This is a genomic window from Clostridium carboxidivorans P7 (assembly GCF_001038625.1).
In the GTDB taxonomy this organism is placed as follows: Bacteria; Bacillota; Clostridia; order Clostridiales; family Clostridiaceae; genus Clostridium_AM; species Clostridium_AM carboxidivorans.
Genome location: NZ_CP011803.1, coordinates 4821488 through 4842800, shown reverse-complemented (window position 1 = coordinate 4842800; position 21313 = coordinate 4821488). Strand labels below are relative to the sequence as shown.

Genomic DNA, 21313 nt, shown 5'->3' with positions numbered 1-21313 from the left:
TTGCGTTTGCAAAAAGTTTTTCTAGAATACAATCTACACTACTCAAATCTTCCACAACAGTTTTTATATTTCTTACCACTACCACATGGACATGGGTCATTTCTTCCAACTGTTTTTTCTTTTTTAACCGGCTGCTTCTTTATTGAATCATCTTCTGCTTGATTTGTACGAATTTCTTTAACTACTCTCTCTCTTTCTGGAGCCTTTTGTATTTCAACATGTAATAAATACTTAATAGTATCTACCTTAATGTTATATATCATTTCTTCAAACATTTCACTTCCCTCAAACTGATAAGCTTGAGCTGGATCTTGTTGTCTGTATGCTCTAAGTCCTATTCCTCTCTTTAAATGTTCCATATCATCTATATGATCCATCCATTTTGTATCTACTACTCTTAGAAGAATAACTCTTTCTATTTCCCTCATTTGTTCTTCGCCAAATTCTTCTTCTTTACGTGAGTATATATCTTGTGCTATATCTATATACTTTTCCTTAATTTCCTCATTTGACAGTCTCTCTAAATCTTCTAATTTAACAGAACCCTTTGTAACATATAGTTCTTCCATATAGTGAATAAGCTTTTTTAAATCATTTTCAAATTCTTCATCTATACCTGACATATGAGAATCCACTACTGTAGAAACTAAATCTTTAAGCATATTTTGAACTTGTTCCTTTAAGTCTTCTCCTTCAAGAACTTCAGATCTTTGTTTGTATATGATTTCTCTTTGTTTATTTACAACATCATCGTATTGAACTACTGTTTTTCTTATGTCAAAGTTATTTCCTTCAACTTTCTTCTGCGCATTTTCTATAGCACCTGAAACCATTTTACTTTCTATAGCTTCATCATCACCAAGTCCTAATTTTCCAACTAATCCTTGAAGCTTATCAGAACCAAATATTCTCATAAGATCATCTTCTAACGAAACATAGAATCTTGACATTCCTGGGTCACCTTGACGACCAGAACGTCCTCTAAGCTGGTTATCAATTCTTCTTGATTCATGTCTTTCAGTACCTATGATCTTTAAGCCGCCAACTTCTACTACTCCTTCTTCAAGCTTTATGTCCGTACCACGGCCTGCCATGTTAGTAGCTATGGTAACTGTTCCAGTTTCTCCTGCATGAGATATTATATCTGCTTCTTTTTCATGAAATTTAGCATTAAGTACTTGATGAGGTACTCCCTTTTTCTTTAACATATCAGAAAGTAATTCTGATTTTTCTATGCTTACTGTACCTACAAGTACTGGCTGACCTTTTTTATGAGTTTCCACTATGTCCTCTACTATTGCCTTAAACTTTCCTTTAGCTGTTTTATAAACCACATCAGGTAAGTCCTGTCTAGCTATTGGCTTATGAGTAGGCACTACTATTACGTCTAATCCATATATTTCCCTAAATTCATTTTCTTCTGTTAAAGCAGTACCTGTCATACCAGCAAGCTTTTTAAACATTCTAAAATAGTTCTGATATGTTATAGTTGCAAGAGTTTTAGATTCTCTTTCTACTTTAACTCCCTCTTTTGCTTCTATAGCTTGATGAAGGCCATCACTATATCTTCTACCTTCCATCATTCTTCCTGTAAATTCGTCTACAATTAATACTTCACCGTCTCTTACCATGTAGTCTTTATCTCTTTTCATCATGTAGTTAGCTTTTAAAGCTTGAACTACATGGTGCTGTATTTCCATATGTTCAGGATCTGCAAAGTTTTCTAATTTAAAGAAATTTTCTGCTTTTGCAATACCTTCATCTGTAAGCATTACTGCATTAGCTTTTTCATCAATATTAACATCTGCTTCTTTATCCAAAGATTTAGCAAAATAATCTGCTACCTTATAAAAATCAGTAGATTTTTCACCTTCACCAGAAATTATAAGAGGCGTTCTAGCTTCATCTATCAATATAGAGTCAACTTCATCTACTATGGCATAATTTAAGCCTCTTTGTACTCTTTCTTCTTTATATATAACCATGTTATCTCTCAAATAGTCAAAACCATATTCACTGTTAGTACCATAAGTTATATCACAATTATAAGCCTCTTGTCTTTGACTTTGATCTAAGTCATGAAGAATTACGCCTACTGTAAGTCCTAAGAACTCATATACTGGCGCCATAGTATCTCTATCTCTTTTGGCAAGATAATCATTTACTGTAACTATGTGAACACCTTTTCCAGTAAGTGCATTCAAATATGCAGGTAAAGTGGCTACTAAAGTTTTACCTTCACCTGTTTTCATTTCTGATATTCTTCCTTGATGAAGAACTATTCCACCTATAAGCTGTTCTCTAAAATGCTTTAACCCTATAGTACGAAATCCAGCTTCTCTAACTACAGCAAAAGCTTCTGGTAATATAGCATCTAAGCTTTCTCCTTTTTCTACTCTTTCTTTAAATTCAACTGTTTTAGCTTTCAATTCATCATCAGTTAGTTTTTGAATTTGAGAATCTAAAGCATCTATTTTATTAACAATAGGTATTATCCTTTTAACTTCTCGGTCACTATATGTACCAAACATCTTCTGAAAAATATTCATTATTTTCATCCTCACATATCAAATTTTTATAAAGTTATACCTTATAGATTATAACATCTAATTCTTAGCTATTCAACTTTATATACAACTTACTTATCATAGTTTAAAATTTTGTTACATTTAATATACATTTAATATTAATAAAAAAACATAAGTTTTAATTAAAAAGAGGAAGCTATTAAGCCTCCTCACACATTTTTATTTAAATTTAAAATTCAGGTTCTATTAAACCATAATTACCATCTTTTCTCTTATAAACTACATTTACTTCTCCATTTTCTGCATCTTTATATACAAAGAAGTTATGTCCTAAAAGCTCCATTTGAAGAACTGCTTCTTCAGAAGACATTGGCTTTATTGCAAATCTTTTTGTTTTAACTATTTTAGATTCTTCTTTATCCTTTGGTTCTAGGTCAGGTATAAACTGAAATTTAAGCGAATCAGAATGAGTTCTTCTCTGAAGTTTTGTTTTTTGTTTTCTTATCTGTCCTTCTAATTTATCTACAACTAAATCAATAGATGCATACATATCATCATTTTCTTCCTCACCTCTTAATATAATACCATTAAAAGGTATAGTGACCTCAACTATTTGTCTGTTCTTCTGTACACTTAATGTAGCATATACTTCTACATCAGGGTTGAAATACTTTTCAAGTTTTGATAACTTCCTCTCCACTGTATTTCTTAATGCACTAGTTACCTCGATATTCTTTCCACTTACTGTTATTCTCATACTTTCAGCCCCTTCCTTGTTAACATTGCAAATTTTATTGTATTGCAATATTAAGAATGTTTTGATTTTTGTTAATTCTATTTTAATACTGTTTATAATAAATTACAAGACCATAAAAAGGAATTAACGAAATATTATTCAAACTTATGTTAATATTGCTTAAAATCCTTTCTTTATTCTTGATTTCTTTGTTCACTTAATAGTATATTCAAAAATCAAAAAAAAATTAAAAGTTCTTAATCTAAATGATTAAGAACTTTTATACGAAGTCAGTTGACCTGGTCTTTGACCCCACACTCGCCTGCTGGAATCCTCGCTACCGGGAATTAACCTCTCACTACTAATCCTCTCGCCATTTTACATAACGGCAGGACTTACTTCTAAACCGCACCATGCTCATTAAATATTTTATTTAACTTACGTGGATCGCTTTGCCTGCGACTGGCATCGACTTTCAACCACAAACCTGACTTCCATATAATAAGATTATACTCTACTTTTCGCCGCAGTCAATACAGTAATTTCTTCCGCTCCATGTTTTTTTAACTCTAAAGCACAGGATATCGCAGTTGCACCAGTAGTTATAACATCATCAACTATTAATATATTTTTACTTTCAATACAATATTTTTTCAAAAATTGAAAACTTCCTTCAATATTTCTCCATCTTTCCTCTTTGCCTAATCCAATTTGATCCTTAGTATTTTTCACTTTGCTTAGACAATTAATAACAGGAATATCTAAAGATTTAGATATCATTTTAGACAAATAAGCACCTTGATTATATCCTCTATTTTTTAGTCTTTCTTTAGTCATAGGAACATAAGTTATATAATCACATTTGATTTTTTTATTTTTTATAAGACTTACCATATATTGTGATAATATTTGGCCAGCTTGGAAATTACTTTTATACTTTAATTGCAGTATTAAATTCATTATAGCTCCTGAATAATACGATACACTATAACACTTAAAATTAATTTCTTCTTTCTGTATATCAAATCCATAGCTGCAAAATTTAATTAATGCTTCACATTTACTGCATATATATCTTCCATCATAAGTTTCTTCTCCACAGCATATACACTTCTCATCATTTGAATATATTGTTTCTAGCACACAATCTTTTAAAAATATCAAATTCTTAATAATCCCATTTCCCATGCTTCTTTGTTGAAACTTCTGGCTATACTTTTTGCTTTTTCCATATCTTCCGTTTCTTCATTAGCTAAAAATATAACTTCTCCTTTTAAGTCTCTTTCGCTCCTTCCTGCACTAGCACAAAAATAGATAAGCTTTTTATAATCAAATTCAGCATCATCTGCAAAATAGACCATTATATCAATATTTTTTATATTTGAAAAAGTTTCATAAAAATTATTTGTAATCAATATGGATCTTTTGACTTTTTCAAAATTATTGATTATCTTTTTATTACCGTTAGAGTCACCTTCTTTATATAAATCCATTATACTTTTAGTAAATCCTGAGCAATAATTTCTTATATAAAAATGTACTTTGGGAACTTTATCCTTACTAGGTACACATATAATAACTTTTCTACCACAACTTATAGACCATTTTATATAGTCATATACCATAAAAGGTATATCCTTATTTACATCTATTCTTGTAAGTATAGTCCTTGGCTCTATTATAGGACTTTTATTATCTCTTACAGGAAGTAAAAATTCTTTTTTATTTCTCATTATATTTTCTACAGCATACATTAAAACCTTAGTATTGCTTTTAGAAATTTTCGTTATCAAACCTAATATTTCATAAATATTCTGCATAGGAAAACTATTTATATCATCATAAATTATCAAATCAAATTTTTCCACTATTTTAGATGCATTATAAAAATTACTTATTTTGAGTAGAGCACTTGATTCTACTTCATTGTTTCTTAAATAGGCATAACTTCTAAATCCTGTATATTTCTTCATTTTTTCTATGATATCAACTTTTTCTGAACTTTCATTTGTAATATACATTACTTTCTTATGATTAAACACATAATGTAGTATAACTTTTATAAATATTTCTGAAGAATTATAAGGTAATGATCTTACATTTAGGAATTTATCTCTGCCCATGCTCCAAGTTAATATAGCTTCACTTAACTTTTCTTTTTCATTATTCAACCTCATCTTCTGAAACAACAACATTTACTTCACTCTCCATTATATCCATTATTCTATGTTTTAATAACGAATATCTTTCAAAACTTCTATCATTATCTATCATAAATTTTATAGCTTTTAATTCTCCTACTAAAACAACTAATTGTTTGGCTCTAGTAATAGCCGTATACAATAAATTTCTATTCATTAATAATGGCGCGCCCATATACATAGGTATAATAACTACAGGAAATTCACTTCCCTGACTCTTATGGATAGTTACAGCATAAGCTAAATCAATTTCGTCCAAATACATATTGTCATATATAACTTTTCTCTCATCATCAAATATTACGGCTACAGTATCTTTATCTTCATCTATATCCTGTATAAATCCAACATCTCCATTAAAAATACCTACTCCTTCATATTCACCTTCTCCTGAAACCCTAGTCCATTTCAAGGAATAATTGTTTTTGGTTTGCATTATTTTATCTCCGACCCTAAATACAATATCCCTAAATTCTTTTTCTTTTTTATTTTGGGCTTTAGGATTTAAAATATCCTGAAGTTTTTTGTTTAGGTTAGAAACACCCAAAATCCCTTTTCTCATAGGTGAAAGTATTTGTATATCATTGATTTTATTCCATTTTTTATTAAAGTTAGGCAGCCTTTTATCTACAAGAGATATCAATGTATCTGTTATTTTATTTACATCTTCACATTTTATAAAGTAAAAGTCCTTGTTTTTTTGATTCATTAAAGGCATTTCCCCATTATTAATTTTATGCGCATTAACTACTATCATGCTTTCTGTTGATTGTCTAAAAATTTCCTTCAGCCTAACAACCTTAATACATCTGCTTTCAATTAAATCCCGCAATACATTTCCAGGGCCTACAGAGGGAAGCTGATCCACATCTCCTACAATTATAATTCTTGTACTTATGTCAACTGCCTTCAAAAGGTTATTCATAAGCATAATATCTATCATGGAAGCTTCATCTATTATAATGACATCACACTCTAAAGGAGAATTTTCACCTTTAGAAAATAGCATACCTGGTTCTTCTTCATCACCTACTCCCATTTCCAAAAGTCTATGAATTGTTTTAGCTTCACGTCCTGTAGCTTCTGTCATCCTTTTAGCAGCTCTGCCTGTTGGTGCTGCCATAAAGACCCTAAGCTTAAGTTTTTCAAATATTTCTGTTATACAATTTATAATAGTAGTTTTTCCTGTACCTGGTCCTCCAGTTATTATTTCAACTCCATTCTCTATGGCACCTCTTATAGCTTCTTTTTGTGAATCCGCAAACTTTATACAATTATCATTTTCAAAACTCTCTATTTCTTCATCTACATTTATCTTCATATCTCCATAATCATTTACAGCTAAAGTAAGTATCTTTTTTGTAACTCCAAGTTCACAATAATAGTATGGAATTGTAAAGACACATAATTTATCTTCAAACTTTTCCAACTTTAGTTTTCCATTTATAGAACTATCATATATATTCTCTTCAATTTTTTCTTTAGTTACTCCTAATATACTAATTCCCTCTTTAAGTAACTTTTCTAACGGCATATATGTGTTTCCAAGGCCACAAAATTGATTTATAATGTACCTTATTCCACTTTGTATTCTAAAAGGAGATTCTGCATCTATACCAAGACTTCTTGCAATCTTATCTGATGTTTTAAATCCTATACCCGATATTTCTTCTGTCAAAATATATGGATTTTCTTTTACAACTTTTATAGATTCTGTTCCAAATCTTTTATGTATCTTAACACATTGGTTTGGAGTAACTCCATAAGTTTGCAAAAAAACCATTATATTTCTTATTTCATTTTGCTTAGAATATGAATCATCTATTAAAGCTATTTTTTTTGCACCTATACCTTCTATCTCTTTAAGTCTTTCTATGTGATTATCCAATATATCTAAAGTTTGTTCACCAAACTTTTCTACTATTTTTTTAGCTGTGACAGGCCCAATACCAGATATTATCCCTGATGATAAATATCTTTCTATACCAACTATAGAATTTGGTACTATTTCTTCGCATCCAGAAACTTTAAATTGCTGTCCAAATTGTGGATGAAGAACCCATTCACCTATAAGTTTTAAATTTTGACCTTCCGTAATAAAAGGTATACATCCTACTATAGTTATATTTTCACTTTTATCTTTAATTTTGGCCACAGCATATCCATTTTCTTCATTTTGAAAAACTATATTTTCAACTACACCTTGTATTTGCTGCATAAAATCTCTCCTAATTTTTACTAGTGTTTTATTTTTAATTATATCATATGAACTTTGTAAATATACAAAGTTCATAAACAATTTAAATCTTTAAAAAAAGCTGTTGCACTTAGTGCAACAGCCCCTTACTTTTATAAATATTTTTTTATTTCTTCAACTTTGTTTAATTGTTCCCATGGTACATTTATATCAGTTCTTCCAAAATGTCCATAAGCAGCAACTTGTTTATATATAGGTCTTCTTAAATCTAAATCTCTTATAATAGCTGCTGGTCTCAAATCAAAAACCTTATTAACTATTTCAACTATTTTATCCTCAGATATTTTTCCTGTTCCAAATGTATCTACTGTTATAGATACAGGCTTTGCTACACCAATAGCATATGCAAGCTGTATTTCAAGTTTGTCTGCAACTCCAGCTGCAACAAGATTTTTAGCAACCCATCTTGCAGCATATGCAGCAGATCTATCCACTTTCGTTGGATCCTTTCCTGAGAAAGCTCCACCGCCATGTCTTCCATATCCACCATAAGTATCAACTATAATCTTTCTTCCTGTTAATCCAGAGTCTCCTTGAGGTCCACCAACAACGAATCTTCCTGTTGGATTTATAAAATATTTAGTATCTTCATCTAAAAGTTCAGATGGGATAATTGGTTTTATTACTTGTTCTATCATATCTTTTTCTATTTGATCATGTGTTGCTTCTGGATCATGCTGTGTTGATATTACAATAGTATCTATCCTAACGGGTCTGTTATCTTCATATTCTACTGTAACTTGAGTTTTTCCATCTGGTCTTAAATATCCTAAAGTTTCATTTTTTCTAACTTCAGTTAGTCTTCTTGAAAGCTTATGTGCTAAGCTTATTGGCATAGGCATATATTCAGCTGTTTCGTTTGTAGCAAAACCAAACATCATTCCTTGGTCACCTGCACCTATAGCTTCTATTTTATCCATTTTACCACTTTTAGATTCTAATGCTTCATCTACTCCCATAGCTATATCTGCAGATTGCTCATCTATAGAAGTAATTACAGAACATGTAGCATAATCAAAACCAAATTTAGCTCTAGTATATCCTATTTCTTCTACAGTCTTTCTTACTATTTTAGGAATATCTACATAACATTTAGTTGATATTTCTCCCATAACCAAAACCATTCCTGTAGTAGTAGCTGTCTCACAAGCTACCCTTCCATTTGGATCTTGTTCTAATATAGCATCAAGAATAGCATCTGAAATCTGGTCACACATTTTATCTGGATGTCCTTCAGTAACCGATTCTGACGTAAATAATCTTCTCATAAGTACTCTCCCTTCTCTTTATAAAAAAATAAAACCTCTTCTAATAAGAAGAGGTTAAATAAGCTTAACAACTCTCTTATCTTGCAGATTATCACTGCAGGAATTGGCACCTTAGCAATTCTGTTGCCGGTTGCCGGGTTTCATAGGGCCCTTTTCCCTCCACCTCTCTTGATAAGAGTTTTATTCACTTGTAATTCATTCTACATCATGTTAACACAACTAAGTTTTAGTGTCAATATTTATATGATTTAAAACTTAGTAAAATTATTATCCACAAAAATAAAAGCACTTATTAGTGCTTTATTTGGTGGAGGAAGATGGATTCGAACCATCGAAGTCGATGACAACAGATTTACAGTCTGCCCCCTTTGGCCGCTCGGGAATTCCTCCGCATTTGGTGCTGGCAGAAGGCTTCGAACCCTCGACCTACTGATTACAAGTCAGTTGCTCTACCAACTGAGCTATGCCAGCACATATTATTTATTTTTAATGGTGGGCACAACAGGGCTCGAACCTGTGACCCTCTGCTTGTAAGGCAGATGCTCTCCCAGCTGAGCTATGCGCCCATTAAATATGGTGGAGGAAGATGGATTCGAACCATCGAAGTCGATGACAACAGATTTACAGTCTGCCCCCTTTGGCCGCTCGGGAATTCCTCCGTATTTGGTGCTGGCAGAAGGCTTCGAACCCTCGACCTACTGATTACAAGTCAGTTGCTCTACCAACTGAGCTATGCCAGCACATGTTTATTAAATTTACGCCGTTAACGGCTTCAACATGGATTAGTATACATTGTTACAGTTCTATTTTCAAATCCAAAATTTGTTGTTTAATCAATCCTTCTTTAAATTATTTAAAATTTCTACGTTTTTCTCTTAAAATCGCACCGAAGTATTTTTCTAATAATCTATTTAATTATCATATATTTTTATAAAAAACTCATTATTTATCAACTAACTCCATATTTATAAACTTTTCTGCTACCTGCTGCACCTTCTTATAATCTTTATCGGATAATCTTTCTTTAAGCAACTTAATAGTATTTTTTATATCCTCTTCATTGCCATTTTTTAAGTATTCGTTTATTTTTTCATAATCAACAGCAGATAGTTTACTTCCTATAGATAAAAGTTTTTCCTTATCAGCAATAGTTAAATCGTCTTTTATTTTTGATTTTGAAACTTTAAATACAGATACATCCTTTTCATTATTTGAATTAGTATTATTTTTATTATCATCACACTTGGATTGAGCTATTTGGCTTTCTTTACTATTGGTACTATTATCCTTCGAAAAAACTTCATTTTTATCTTGATTTATTTTATCTTCTATAGCCTCCATCTTATTTTTTTTATAACTATCTGTTATCTCTATTGATTTTTTACTAGCTTCCTCATTTACATTACTTTTATCTTCACTTTTAATATTCTGTTTTTTGCTATTTTCATTATTGTTTTTTTTATCTTCGTTTATTACTTCTACTTTTCCTTTTACTGAATTTTCATTAATGTTTTCTTTGCTTGAATAAATCATCATACCGACACAAATAGTTGTACATAAAATTACAATGAATGATAGAATCTTTTTGCTCATATCATTAGCCTCCTTGTATTATGCAAACACTTTTCTTTTAGTATGCCCCATAAAGCTTTTTTTATTCTGCATATATTAATATTTCGAAAATTGTTTTCATATAAATTAATTATTGATGTAGGAGGTGAGTTTTTGAATAGGGTAAAATCCAATTATAAAGATCCATTATCATATTATAAGATTGCATGTTTTTTAAAGGACTATATTAATAAAAATACCATTGTAGTATGCATTGGAACTGATAGATGCATAGGGGATTGCCTTGGTCCATTAGTAGGTACGCTATTAAAAACTAAAGGTTTTCCATTGCCTGTACACGGAACTATTGCAGAACCAATACATGCACTAAACATTGATAAGAAATTAAAAGAAATAAAAGTTCTATATCCATATAGTAATATAATAGGTATAGACGCCTGTCTTGGAGATGAATCTAGTATAGGAGAAATTCAAGCAAGAGATTATCCTGTACACCCTGGAAAAGGTGTTGGTAAGTTCCTACCTAATGTAGGTGAATGTTCTGTGATAGGCATAGTAGATTCTAATGATAATGATGAAATATTCACTAGTAATAATATACGATTAAATTTAGTATTGAACATGGCTAAAGTTATAACTCACTCTCTTATACACACCTATTATATGTATGATAATACAAAACTTACATTATAATTATGTAGTTTAAAATTTAATAAAAGTAAAACCCCAAACTTTGTGGGGTTTTACTTTTCATTTTAATCTATTAAGGTTATATCGTCACCAGTAAAAGTAACTTCCATTTTATCTAAATACTCTAACACCTTTCCTGTTCCTAGCGCTACACAAGACACAGCATCTTCTGCTACACATACCGGAACCTTGGTTACCTCTTGTATTAAATCGCTAAGACCACTAAGTAATGCTCCTCCACCGGTCATAATTATACCCTTATTTGCTATATCTGCTGCTAGTTCAGGTGGTGTTCTTTCAAGCACTGCATGAGTTGTTTCTGCTATAGAATTTACTGCCTCCTTCAATGCTTCCCTCATTTCATCTGAGGATACAGTTATATTTTTGGGAAGACCTGTAATTAAGTCTCGTCCTCTTATTTCCATAATCATTTTTTCTTCTCTCTTAAATGCAGAACCTATATTTATTTTTAAGTCCTCTGATGTTCTTTCTCCAATCATTAGTTTATGCTCTTTTTTTATATATTTCATGATACACTCATCAAACTTGTCTCCCGCAACTTTTATGGAAGCTCTTACAACTATTCCCCCTAAAGAAATAACTGCAACATCAGTAGTACCTCCTCCAATATCTATTACCATATTCCCACTTGCTTTTGTTATGTCAAGACCTGCTCCAATAGCTGCTGCTAGCGGTTCTTCAATTAAAAATACTTTTTTTGCACCAGCATTTTTGGCAGCATCAATCACAGCTCTTTTTTCAACTTCTGTAGCCTCGCATGGAACACACACTACTACTCTTGGTGCGGACATTCTCTTTTTGCCACAAGCCTTAGTTATAAAATACTTAAGCATTTTTTCTGTTATATCATAATTAGATATAACCCCATCTCTCAAAGGACGAATTGCCACAATATTTCCAGGCGTTCTACCTATCATTTGCCATGCTTCTTCACCTACAGCTAATACCTTATTTCTACTTCTATCTACAGCAACTACAGAAGGTTCCTTTAAAATTACCCCCCTGCCTTTAATATAAACAAGTACTGTGGCTGTCCCTAAATCAATTCCCATATCAGTTCCTATACTAAAAAACATTCCTATGCTCACTCCTAATCTTTCCATGCTTTTTTATAATAAAAATGCTAATTTTTCCTCTTTTTATTATATCTACTTACTTAATTATAATAGGAATGTTTTTAACCTTCAATAGCTTTATATTTCATTTTTGTTGCTTTTCCACCTCTTATATGTCTTTCTGCCTTATTATAGTCCAGAATAGTCTTAGCCTCTCTAGCAATTTGAGGATTTATTTTAGGTAACCTTTCTGTCATATCTTTGTGTATAGTACTTTTACTTACTCCAAAAACTTTGGCTGTTTTTCTTATTGTAGCCTTTGAACCTATAATATAATTTGCTACTTCTAAAACTCTTTCTTCAATGTAATCTTTCAAGGATGCTACCTCCCTAATCCTTCTATATTTATAAATATGCTGTTTACAATTTTTAAATTCATCAGGTTAGCCATTTTCCGATAAACATATCAGAAAACGGCTTAAAAATTAATATTTTACATACTTTGCTGGATCAACAAAATCATTTCCTTTTAAAACTTCAAAATGTAAGTGATCCCCATATTTTTCATAAGCTGATCTCAATGTAGTTTTCCCAACAATTCCTATGATTGTACCTTTAGTTACACTTTGACCCTTTGAAACTTTTACCTTTTGATCTAAATTAGAATAAACTGTTTTTAATCCATTTTGATGATTTATAACAATTTTCATACCATCTTGAGTGGCAGTATCAATTTCTTCTACTTTTCCATCCATAGCAGCCATTACTGGTTTACCTATATCTGCTTTTATATCTAATCCAAGATTAGGTCTATAGCTTGATGTAGAATCCCAATATACTGGATCTTCAGAATAAGCTCTTGCCAAACTGCCTTCTACCGGCTTACTTAAAGAAGTACTAACTGAATTAGATACACTCTGTGATTTTGTTCCGCTCTTAGGTACAACTACTTGTGGTTTAGACTCCTTTTTTACTTGAAGGGCATTGTCATAATTTAAAGATGACTCATTATTTCCCTTAGCTGTCTCTTTTTTTGCTTTATCTTGTGCTTGAGTATTTTGTTGTTGTATTAGTGCATTGTTAGCATTTTTGCTAGACTTAGCAGTCAAAACTGCCACTGTAGCTACAATACATAAACAAACAAAGAGTATTACATAAAAGCCCTCCTTCTTAAAAAAGTTAGTTACTTTGTTCAAAAATTTTTTGTCCATATGAACACCTCCTTTTTGTAGTTTGTCCAGAGTATAGTAAAAAATACATATTTTATAAAAAAATTTTCTATTATTTTCTTATATTTAAAATAAAAAAAGAGGCAATGCCTCTTTAACGTGAAATTTTGCTAATTTCAACTCCAGTATAATAATGTTTTAATATTTCTTTATAACTGCTTCCAGACTTAGCCATAGCATTTGCTCCCCACTGACTCATTCCAACTCCATGACCATAGCCACTACAATCCATTTCTATATTATTATCATTAAATTTAATACTAAAATTAGCAGAATTCAAACCCATAATGCTTCTAAATTCAGTACCAGATAAAGTAACTTGTCCTATTGCTATTTCCTTTATTGAACCACCCTTAGTTTTGGATTTTATTTGAACTTGATTTTTTATATTAGCCATGGACAGACCACAATTGGTATATTTAGAACTTATTTTATTAATAAATTCACTATATGATACTTTAACTGAACTTTCTCGTTTATATGCACCCTCTTCTCCAGAACTATTTACACTTTTTAGATAAGGAATATTATCAGAAAACACATCTAAACAATCTTCGGTTTTACCACTGCTTACAGAAAAATAGTATGGTTCCATTACCAACTTATTATCACATGTCAAATATTCTCCAGAAGTTTCTTCAACCGCTTTACTTATTTTGCTCCAATATTCCTCTCTTTTATTAACCTCCCAAGTTTTAAATCTATCTTCTTTATTCATAAAGACTTGACACTGAGTTGTATCGGATACATCAGCACCAGTATTACTTTTATACTTATGCCCTCCGAAAGATTCCATATGAGCTAATGCAAAAGTTCTTGCCGCTACAGCTTGTGCTTTTAAGGCTTCTAAAGAAAACTCTGCTGGCACCTCAGATGCCACAACACCCTTTATATATTCCTCTAAAGGAATTTCCTGTACTTTATTTTCTTTTGTTATATACACCTTTATTTTTACGTTTTCCTTATTAAACACTACATCGCTGGATTTAATGAAAAATTTAGGTATTGACTTTCCAAACTTATTACTAATTTCACCTATTTCTAATACAAATATAGATAACACTATAGCCAACACTATGCCAGTAAATATCAGTAATAAAAGTTTTTTTAAATGTATTGATCCATTAATATTTTTCATATAAGTATCTCTCCTTACTTTTGCCAAGTATATCAATATAATATTATTAATGGCTATTAAAAATTATTACTGCAATAAAAAAAGAGAAGATTTTGTTCTAATCTTCTCTTTAACTTAATATATTAATATTGTAGGACCTTATACCATTATCCTCCGAATATCTGCTCCTAACCCTTGTAACTTCTTTTCTATAGAAACATATCCTCTATCTATATGATATACATCTGTAATTTCTGTTTCACCCTCTGCTACTAAACCACAAAGTATAAGTGCAGCTCCTGCTCTCAAGTCAGTAGCTCTAACCTCTGCGCCTGTTAATTTATCCACACCTTCTATAATAGAACTTCTACCATCAATTTTTATATTTGCTCCCATTCTCTTCATTTCAGCCGCATGCATAAACCTATTTTCAAAAATTGTTTCCGTTATTACACTGGTACCTTTTATTGTACACAAAAGTCCTGCCATTTGAGACTGCATATCAGTAGGAAAACCTGGATATGGCATAGTTTTAATATCAATAGGTTTAAGATCTCTATCTGCATCTACGTAAATGCTATTTCCATCTGAGGTTATTTTTACTCCTGCTTCAGTTAACTTTGCTATGATAGGTTTTAAATACTCTTCATTAACTCCATTTATTTTAATTTTACTTCTAGTTATAGCTGCTGCTACCATAAATGTGCCAGCTTCTATTCTATCACATATAGGTTTATGTGTAGTTCCTTTCATATTTTTAACTCCAATTATACGAACAGTGTCTGTGCCAGCTCCTATAATGTTAGCACCCATATTATTTAAATACTTGCCTAAATCTTCAATCTCAGGTTCTTCAGCTGCGTTTTCTATAATAGTCTCCCCTTCAGCCATAACTGCAGCCATCATTATATTTTCTGTTGCTCCTACAGAAGGGAAATCTAAATATATTTTATTTCCTACAAGCTTTTTAGCTTGAGCTTCCACATATCCATGGCCTACATTTACTTCTGCTCCTAATGCGCTAAATCCCTTTAAATGCAAATCTATTGGTCTAGTTCCTATATTACATCCACCTGGTAAGGATAGCTTAAACTTTCCAAATCTTGATATCATAGGCCCCATAATTAAAAAAGATGCTCGCATCTTTTTTACTAAACTACTGCAAGGCTCACAATCCTTTATATTTGAACTATCTATTACTATTCTATTAGCTTCCTCATTAATATTTATATCTGTGGAAATAGTTCTAAGTACATCACTTATAACAAATACATCTTCTAACATAGGTGCTTCATCAATTACACATTTTTCTCCACTTAATATACTAGCTGCTATTATTGGTAAAACAGAATTTTTAGCAGTACTTATATTTACCTCTCCCTCTAATTTTCTTCCTCCCATTACTGATATTTTATTCATGTTTTATCCTCCATTCTATAATTGCTAATATGCCGTGAGTATTTCAGGCGTACCCATAATTATATAATTACCTGAATTATACTTACAAACAGCATAATTAAAATCCATTAACTTGCCATTACTTTGCATTGCATCGTATAGTCCTGTATATAATGTAGAACTATATCCATTTTTTAATGCTACAGTAGTAATGTTGGATGCTCCATGATTTTTTAACGTTTTTAAAATTTTATCATTTGTTATATCAACATCATCATAAACTTGTGATTTTAAGTATTGATAATATTTAACGGTTACACTTCCATCATCTATGCATTTTTCTAAATCACGCTTCATATCATTTAATAGATTCTTATTACTCTTTTCCACTAAGTTTATTGTTATAATATTATGGTTTTCATATTTCATGGTTTCTATGTAACCATTTGTATTATTTTTACCAAATTCTATACAATACTTTTTTTCATTTTTCAACACAGACTTATTTTTTGCATCAATAAAACTCATTTTTTTCAATATATCATTACAAACCTTTTCTCCATTTTTATCTGTTATAAATGATGCTGTTATACCATATTCAACTGTTTTACTATTTGTTATTTGTAAAATATCATTAAATAGATCCAAATCCTTACTAGCTAGTGAAAAGTCTGAAATTAAAAGTATAATTCCAATTATAAAAAAAACGGTTAAGAAAATAACTTTTTTCTTTTTCATAAACTACGCTCTAAAAAATTATTTTAAAGAGCTTGCCACCCCCCTTTTTCTTCCATTTACATTATGAACTAGTATTAGTTAAAATATTCATCTTTTTACTTATAATATAGGGGGTTGTCTTAAGATACTATCAATATATAAATTTACACATAAAAATGTGCAAAATTTCTCATAAAAAAAATAGCATGAAACATAAGTTTCACGCTATTTTAGTATAAATTTTATTTTAAATCAAGTCTAGCCATAGCTCTAGCTAAAGCTAATTCTGCCCTTTTTATATCAACATTATCTTTTGGTTCAGCTAATCTATTCTCAGCTCTTTCTTTAGCAGATTTTGCTCTCTCTAAGTCTATATCTTCTGGCCATTCACAAGAATCACATAAGAATTCTACTAAATTATCCTTTACATCAAGTATGCCACTGGATGTAAATGCTTTAAGTTCTTTACCATCACTTGTAGTAAACTCTGTGACAGTAGGTCTTAAAGGAGTCACTAAAGGCATATGATTTGCAAGAATTCCTATACGACCTTGGGTAGTATCTGTTATTAATTCTACCACTTCTCCAATGTAAAATTCTTTTTCGGGAGTAAGGATAGTTAACTTAAAAGCATTTGCCATATTAATCTCCTTCTCACAAATAAATTATTAAGTTAGACAGTAATAATCTGTCTAACTTAAAACTAAAAGGATTAGCTTTCTTCCATCATAGATTTAGCTTTTTGAACAACTTCTTCTATAGTTCCAGCAAAAAGGAATGCTGCTTCTGGTAAATTATCATATTTACCATCAAGTATTTCTTTAAAACCTCTTATAGTTTCTTTTATTGGAACATAAGCACCTTTCATGCCTGTAAACTGTTCTGCAACGCTAAATGGTTGTGATAAGAATCTTTGAATTCTTCTAGCTCTTACAACTACCAATCTATCTGTTTCTGGAAGTTCATCTACACCAAGTATTGCTATTATATCTTGAAGTTCTCTATATCTTTCAAGTATATGTTTTACACTTGAAGCTATTTCATAATGTTCTTCTCCTACAATTCTTGGATCCAATATTCTTGAACTTGATTCAAGAGGATCAACTGCTGGATATATTCCAAGCTCTGATATAGATCTTGAAAGAACTGTTGTAGCATCAAGATGCGCAAACGTAGTTGCTGGTGCTGGATCTGTCAAGTCATCTGCAGGTACATATACGGCCTGAACAGATGTAATAGATCCCTGTTTTGTGGATGTTATTCTTTCTTGAAGAGCACCCATTTCAGTTGCAAGTGTTGGTTGATATCCAACCGCACTAGGTATTCTACCAAGTAACGCTGAAACTTCGGAACCAGCCTGAGTAAATCTGAATATGTTATCTATAAATAGAAGCACATCCTGACCTTTATCTCTAAAGTACTCAGCCATAGTAAGTCCTGTTAAAGCAACTCTCATTCTAGCTCCAGGCGGTTCGTTCATTTGTCCGAATACTAGAGCAGTTTTGTCTATAACGCCAGATTCCTTCATTTCATAATAAAGATCGTTACCTTCTCTTGTTCTTTCTCCAACACCTGTGAATACTGATAATCCACCGTGTTCCTTTGCTATATTGTTTATAAGTTCTTGAATAAGAACTGTTTTACCAACACCGGCACCACCAAATAGTCCTATTTTTCCACCTCTTTGGTATGGTGCTATAAGATCTATAACTTTAATTCCTGTTTCAAACATTTCTGGTGAAACAGATTGATCTTCAAAACTTGGTGCTGGTCTATGAATAGGATATGTCATAGTAGCATTACAATCTCCACATTCATCTATTGGCTGTCCTAACATATTGAAAAGTCTTCCTAAAACTTCCTCTCCAACTGGTACAGATATTGGTGCACCTGTATCTACTGCATCTACACCTCTTCTTAAGCCATCTGTTCCTTCCATAGATACAGTTCTAACTATATCGTCTCCAACATGCTGTTCTACTTCAGTAACAAGTTTACCAGCATCTCCCATATCTATTTCTATGGCATTATATATATTAGGAAGGTGTTCTGTATTAAACTTTATATCTACTACAGGTCCTATAACCTGAACAACTTTGCCTATATTTGGCATTAGTGTCCCTCCCTTATTTTTGAACTTCTGCGCCTCCGATTATCTCGGTTATTTCCTGAGTTATAGCGCCTTGTCTTTCTCTATTATATTTAAGATTTAGATCCTCTATTAAATCATTAGCATTCTTAGTTGCTCCATCCATAGCTGCCATTCTTGAACCTTGTTCACTGGCCTTAGAATGAAGCATATAATTTAATATTTGTTGTTTTAACTGCATAACCACCATATCATCTATTATTTGATCAATTGGTGGTTCAAACTTAACAAAACGTGCTGTTGATTCGCCACTTTTGTTTTCCAAAGGAAGTATTTTCTGTATATTAACCGATTGCTTTACAGTTGTAAAGAATTTGGTATATACTACATACACTTCTCCAACTTCAGAATTTCGATACATATCAAGTGCTTTATAAGTTATAGCCTCTGCTTCTTTTAAAGTAGGTATATCAGGTATATCTACGTATTCTGCCGCAGTTTCATATTTTAATCTATTAAAATACATTCTTCCTTTTTGACCTACTGACATTAACACAGAGTTTTCTTTATCTTTTGATACTAATTCTGCAGTTTGGTTTACTACATTAGCATTGAATCCTCCACAAAGTCCCGAATCAGAGCTAAGTGTAATATAAAGTTTTTTATCACTTTTATTACCATGTACATAAATACTTCTTCCTTCAACACCTCTTACAATATCATTAGCAATTTCTGTGAAAGCATCAAAGTATTTTTGATTTACCTCCAATTTAGTCCTGACTTTCCTAAGTTTAGAGGTGGCAACAACACACATGGCATTTGTTATTTTCTGGGTACTAGTTACTGACTTAATTCTTCTTTTAATTTCAACAAGTCCTGCCCCTGCCATAATTCACCTCCCGCAAAGGGAATTATACCTCTGCTAAAAATATTTTTTTGAATTCTTCTATAGCACTGCCAAGCTTTTCTTTTAACTCATCTGATAATACTTTTTTAGTTACTATTTCTTCACCAATTTCTTTATGATGAGTATTCATATATTCTAAGAATTCTTTTTCAAATTTCTTTATACTTTCTACTTCAATATCCATTAACTTATTGTTAACTGCCGCATACATAATCATTATCTGATCTTCTACTGGTACTGGCTTATATTGAGGTTGTTTTAGTATTTCTATTAATCTCTTACCTTTTTCAAGTCTTCTCTTTGATTCTCCATCAAGATCTGAACCAAACTGTGCAAAAGCAGCAAGTTCTCTATATTGTGCAAGATCAAGTTTTAGTGTTCCTGAAACTTGCTTCATTGCTTTAATTTGGGCATTACCACCAACTCTGGATACTGATATACCAGCATTAACTGCTGGTCTTTGTCCTGCATTGAATAATTCTGACTCAAGGAATATCTGACCATCTGTTATTGAAATAACGTTAGTTGGTATGTACGCTGTAACATCTCCTGCTTGTGTCTCTATTATAGGAAGAGCTGTAAGTGATCCTCCACCAAGCTTATCTGAAAGCTTTGCAGCTCTTTCAAGCAATCTTGAATGTAAATAGAAAACATCTCCAGGGAACGCTTCTCTTCCTGGTGCTCTACGAAGCAATAATGACATTGTTCTATAAGCAACTGCATGCTTAGATAAGTCATCATATATTATAAGTACATCTTTTCCTTGATGCATAAAATATTCACCCATAGTACATCCTGCATATGGTGCAATGTACTGTAATGGTGCTGTTTCTGATGCTGATGATGATACAATTATTGTATAATCCATAGCCCCTGCTTCAGTAAGATTATTAACTATATGAGCGACAGTAGATTGTTTCTGTCCTATAGCAACATATATACAAATTACATCTTTACCTTTTTGGTTAATTATTGTATCTGTTGCTATTGCAGTTTTACCTGTCTGTCTGTCTCCTATAATAAGTTCTCTTTGACCTTTTCCTATTGGTATAAATGAATCTATAGCTTTTATACCTGTCTGCAATGGCTGTTTAACAGATTGTCTTTGAATAACACCAGGTGCCTTAATTTCAACTGCTCTTGTTTCTGCAGTTTTTATAGGACCTTTACCATCTATGGGCTGTCCAAGAGAATTTACAACTCTTCCTACTATTGCATCTCCAACTGGTACTTCAACAACCTTTCCAGTCCTTTTAACTATGTCTCCTTCTTTTATACCTTTTTCAGAACCTAGAAGAACACAACCTACGTTGTCTTGTTCTAGGTTTAGAGACATGCCATAGACATCATTTGGAAATTCTAGAAGCTCTCCAGCGATACAATCGTTAAGACCATAAACTCTGGCTATACCATCACCAATCTGAATTATTGTACCTGAATCAACTGTTTCTATTTTCTTTTCATACTTTTGTATTTCCTGTTTTATAATTGAAGTTATTTCTTCAGGTTTTATATTCATAGGCTCACC

General features: G+C 31.6%; 18 protein-coding genes, 5 tRNA genes and 1 riboswitch. Of the genes, 1 reads left to right on the top strand and 22 read right to left on the bottom strand.

The window, feature by feature from the left end; all coding sequences use genetic code 11:
* Nucleotides 1-38: 38 nt before the first annotated feature.
* The 12 genes from secA to Ccar_RS26180 all read right to left on the bottom strand — a co-directional run bounded on the left by secA (nucleotide 39) and on the right by Ccar_RS26180 (nucleotide 10583).
* Entirely contained in the window at nucleotides 39-2549 is a 2511-nt protein-coding gene (gene secA, locus Ccar_RS21850) for a preprotein translocase subunit SecA (protein WP_007063627.1), read from the bottom strand.
* Between the two features lie 208 nt (nucleotides 2550-2757).
* Nucleotides 2758-3285 (bottom strand): ribosome hibernation-promoting factor, HPF/YfiA family, encoded by a 528-nt coding sequence (gene hpf, locus Ccar_RS21845; protein ID WP_007063628.1) that lies wholly within the window; start codon nucleotides 3283-3285, stop codon nucleotides 2758-2760.
* 486 nt (nucleotides 3286-3771) lie between these two features.
* Nucleotides 3772-4428 (bottom strand): ComF family protein, encoded by a 657-nt coding sequence (locus tag Ccar_RS21840; protein WP_242852180.1) that lies wholly within the window; start codon nucleotides 4426-4428, stop codon nucleotides 3772-3774.
* On the bottom strand, nucleotides 4425-5459 hold the full coding sequence (locus tag Ccar_RS21835; protein ID WP_007063630.1) for a hypothetical protein: 1035 nt from the start codon (nucleotides 5457-5459) through the stop codon (nucleotides 4425-4427). The genes Ccar_RS21840 and Ccar_RS21835 overlap by 4 nt, the downstream gene beginning before the upstream one ends.
* On the bottom strand, nucleotides 5428-7683 hold the full coding sequence (gene recD2, locus Ccar_RS21830) for an SF1B family DNA helicase RecD2 (RefSeq protein WP_007063631.1): 2256 nt from the start codon (nucleotides 7681-7683) through the stop codon (nucleotides 5428-5430). Before recD2 ends, Ccar_RS21835 begins: the two co-directional genes overlap by 32 nt.
* 131 nt (nucleotides 7684-7814) lie before the next feature.
* Entirely contained in the window at nucleotides 7815-8990 is a 1176-nt protein-coding gene (metK, locus tag Ccar_RS21825) for a methionine adenosyltransferase (protein WP_048030424.1), read from the bottom strand.
* A 73-nt stretch (nucleotides 8991-9063) separates the two neighbouring features.
* A riboswitch (SAM riboswitch) is annotated at nucleotides 9064-9168 on the bottom strand.
* Nucleotides 9169-9295: 127 nt separating this feature from the next.
* A tRNA-Tyr gene (locus Ccar_RS21820) sits at nucleotides 9296-9380 on the bottom strand.
* A 5-nt stretch (nucleotides 9381-9385) separates the two neighbouring features.
* A tRNA-Thr gene (locus tag Ccar_RS21815) sits at nucleotides 9386-9461 on the bottom strand.
* A gap of 19 nt (nucleotides 9462-9480) precedes the next feature.
* Nucleotides 9481-9556, bottom strand: a tRNA-Val gene (locus tag Ccar_RS21810).
* Between the two features lie 8 nt (nucleotides 9557-9564).
* Nucleotides 9565-9649 (bottom strand) — tRNA-Tyr (locus tag Ccar_RS21805).
* 5 nt (nucleotides 9650-9654) lie between these two features.
* Nucleotides 9655-9730: transfer RNA gene (locus Ccar_RS21800), tRNA-Thr, on the bottom strand.
* A gap of 202 nt (nucleotides 9731-9932) precedes the next feature.
* On the bottom strand, nucleotides 9933-10583 hold the full coding sequence (locus Ccar_RS26180) for a hypothetical protein (protein WP_053075351.1): 651 nt from the start codon (nucleotides 10581-10583) through the stop codon (nucleotides 9933-9935).
* Between the two features lie 132 nt (nucleotides 10584-10715).
* On the opposite strand from Ccar_RS26180, the gene yyaC reads away from it, so the two are divergent.
* Nucleotides 10716-11255 carry a spore protease YyaC gene (gene yyaC, locus Ccar_RS21790; RefSeq protein ID WP_007063635.1) on the top strand — a complete coding sequence of 180 codons (540 nt, stop codon included), beginning with the start codon at nucleotides 10716-10718 and terminating at the stop codon, nucleotides 11253-11255.
* Nucleotides 11256-11317: 62 nt separating this feature from the next.
* Here yyaC and mreB read toward each other — a convergent pair whose 3' ends face one another.
* The 10 genes from mreB to atpA all read right to left on the bottom strand — a co-directional run bounded on the left by mreB (nucleotide 11318) and on the right by atpA (nucleotide 21304).
* Nucleotides 11318-12349, bottom strand: a complete 1032-nt coding sequence (gene mreB / locus Ccar_RS21785; protein WP_007063636.1) for a rod shape-determining protein — start codon at nucleotides 12347-12349, stop codon at nucleotides 11318-11320.
* 101 nt (nucleotides 12350-12450) lie between these two features.
* Complete coding sequence (gene spoIIID, locus Ccar_RS21780; protein ID WP_007063637.1) at nucleotides 12451-12705, bottom strand: sporulation transcriptional regulator SpoIIID; 255 nt, start codon at nucleotides 12703-12705, stop codon at nucleotides 12451-12453.
* Between the two features lie 108 nt (nucleotides 12706-12813).
* Nucleotides 12814-13539, bottom strand: coding sequence for a M23 family metallopeptidase (locus Ccar_RS21775; RefSeq protein ID WP_007063638.1), 726 nt, complete (start codon nucleotides 13537-13539; stop codon nucleotides 12814-12816).
* Between the two features lie 112 nt (nucleotides 13540-13651).
* Nucleotides 13652-14695, bottom strand: coding sequence for a stage II sporulation protein D (gene spoIID, locus Ccar_RS21770; RefSeq protein WP_048030422.1), 1044 nt, complete (start codon nucleotides 14693-14695; stop codon nucleotides 13652-13654).
* Between the two features lie 138 nt (nucleotides 14696-14833).
* Nucleotides 14834-16093, bottom strand: a complete 1260-nt coding sequence (gene murA, locus Ccar_RS21765) for a UDP-N-acetylglucosamine 1-carboxyvinyltransferase (protein ID WP_007061626.1) — start codon at nucleotides 16091-16093, stop codon at nucleotides 14834-14836.
* Between the two features lie 24 nt (nucleotides 16094-16117).
* Nucleotides 16118-16810, bottom strand: coding sequence for a hypothetical protein (locus Ccar_RS21760; protein WP_007061627.1), 693 nt, complete (start codon nucleotides 16808-16810; stop codon nucleotides 16118-16120).
* Between the two features lie 221 nt (nucleotides 16811-17031).
* The gene (locus Ccar_RS21755; protein ID WP_007061628.1) at nucleotides 17032-17430 is read right to left on the bottom strand and encodes a F0F1 ATP synthase subunit epsilon; all 399 of its coding nucleotides are present in this window, start codon (nucleotides 17428-17430) and stop codon (nucleotides 17032-17034) included.
* A 71-nt stretch (nucleotides 17431-17501) separates the two neighbouring features.
* Nucleotides 17502-18902 carry a F0F1 ATP synthase subunit beta gene (atpD, locus tag Ccar_RS21750; RefSeq protein WP_007061629.1) on the bottom strand — a complete coding sequence of 467 codons (1401 nt, stop codon included), beginning with the start codon at nucleotides 18900-18902 and terminating at the stop codon, nucleotides 17502-17504.
* A gap of 13 nt (nucleotides 18903-18915) precedes the next feature.
* Nucleotides 18916-19767, bottom strand: coding sequence for an ATP synthase F1 subunit gamma (gene atpG / locus Ccar_RS21745; protein ID WP_007061630.1), 852 nt, complete (start codon nucleotides 19765-19767; stop codon nucleotides 18916-18918).
* A gap of 22 nt (nucleotides 19768-19789) precedes the next feature.
* Nucleotides 19790-21304, bottom strand: a complete 1515-nt coding sequence (gene atpA / locus Ccar_RS21740) for a F0F1 ATP synthase subunit alpha (RefSeq protein ID WP_007061631.1) — start codon at nucleotides 21302-21304, stop codon at nucleotides 19790-19792.
* Between the last annotated feature and the right edge of the window lie 9 nt (nucleotides 21305-21313).

Excerpts from the sequence above, each read along its gene's own strand:
- secA (WP_007063627.1), bottom strand. The coding sequence starts at position 2,549 with ATGAATATTTTTCAGAAGATGTTTGGTACATATAGTGACCGAGAAGTT.
- hpf (WP_007063628.1), bottom strand. The coding sequence starts at position 3,285 with ATGAGAATAACAGTAAGTGGAAAGAATATCGAGGTAACTAGTGCATTA.
- Ccar_RS21835 (WP_007063630.1), bottom strand. The coding sequence starts at position 5,459 with ATGTTGTTGTTTCAGAAGATGAGGTTGAATAATGAAAAAGAAAAGTTA.
- recD2 (WP_007063631.1), bottom strand. The coding sequence starts at position 7,683 with ATGCAGCAAATACAAGGTGTAGTTGAAAATATAGTTTTTCAAAATGAA.
- metK (WP_048030424.1), bottom strand. The coding sequence starts at position 8,990 with ATGAGAAGATTATTTACGTCAGAATCGGTTACTGAAGGACATCCAGAT.
- Ccar_RS26180 (WP_053075351.1), bottom strand. The coding sequence starts at position 10,583 with ATGAGCAAAAAGATTCTATCATTCATTGTAATTTTATGTACAACTATT.
- mreB (WP_007063636.1), bottom strand. The coding sequence starts at position 12,349 with ATGTTTTTTAGTATAGGAACTGATATGGGAATTGATTTAGGGACAGCC.
- Ccar_RS21775 (WP_007063638.1), bottom strand. The coding sequence starts at position 13,539 with ATGGACAAAAAATTTTTGAACAAAGTAACTAACTTTTTTAAGAAGGAG.
- spoIID (WP_048030422.1), bottom strand. The coding sequence starts at position 14,695 with ATGAAAAATATTAATGGATCAATACATTTAAAAAAACTTTTATTACTG.
- murA (WP_007061626.1), bottom strand. The coding sequence starts at position 16,093 with ATGAATAAAATATCAGTAATGGGAGGAAGAAAATTAGAGGGAGAGGTA.
- Ccar_RS21760 (WP_007061627.1), bottom strand. The coding sequence starts at position 16,810 with ATGAAAAAGAAAAAAGTTATTTTCTTAACCGTTTTTTTTATAATTGGA.
- Ccar_RS21755 (WP_007061628.1), bottom strand. The coding sequence starts at position 17,430 with ATGGCAAATGCTTTTAAGTTAACTATCCTTACTCCCGAAAAAGAATTT.
- atpD (WP_007061629.1), bottom strand. The coding sequence starts at position 18,902 with ATGCCAAATATAGGCAAAGTTGTTCAGGTTATAGGACCTGTAGTAGAT.
- atpG (WP_007061630.1), bottom strand. The coding sequence starts at position 19,767 with ATGGCAGGGGCAGGACTTGTTGAAATTAAAAGAAGAATTAAGTCAGTA.
- atpA (WP_007061631.1), bottom strand. The coding sequence starts at position 21,304 with ATGAATATAAAACCTGAAGAAATAACTTCAATTATAAAACAGGAAATA.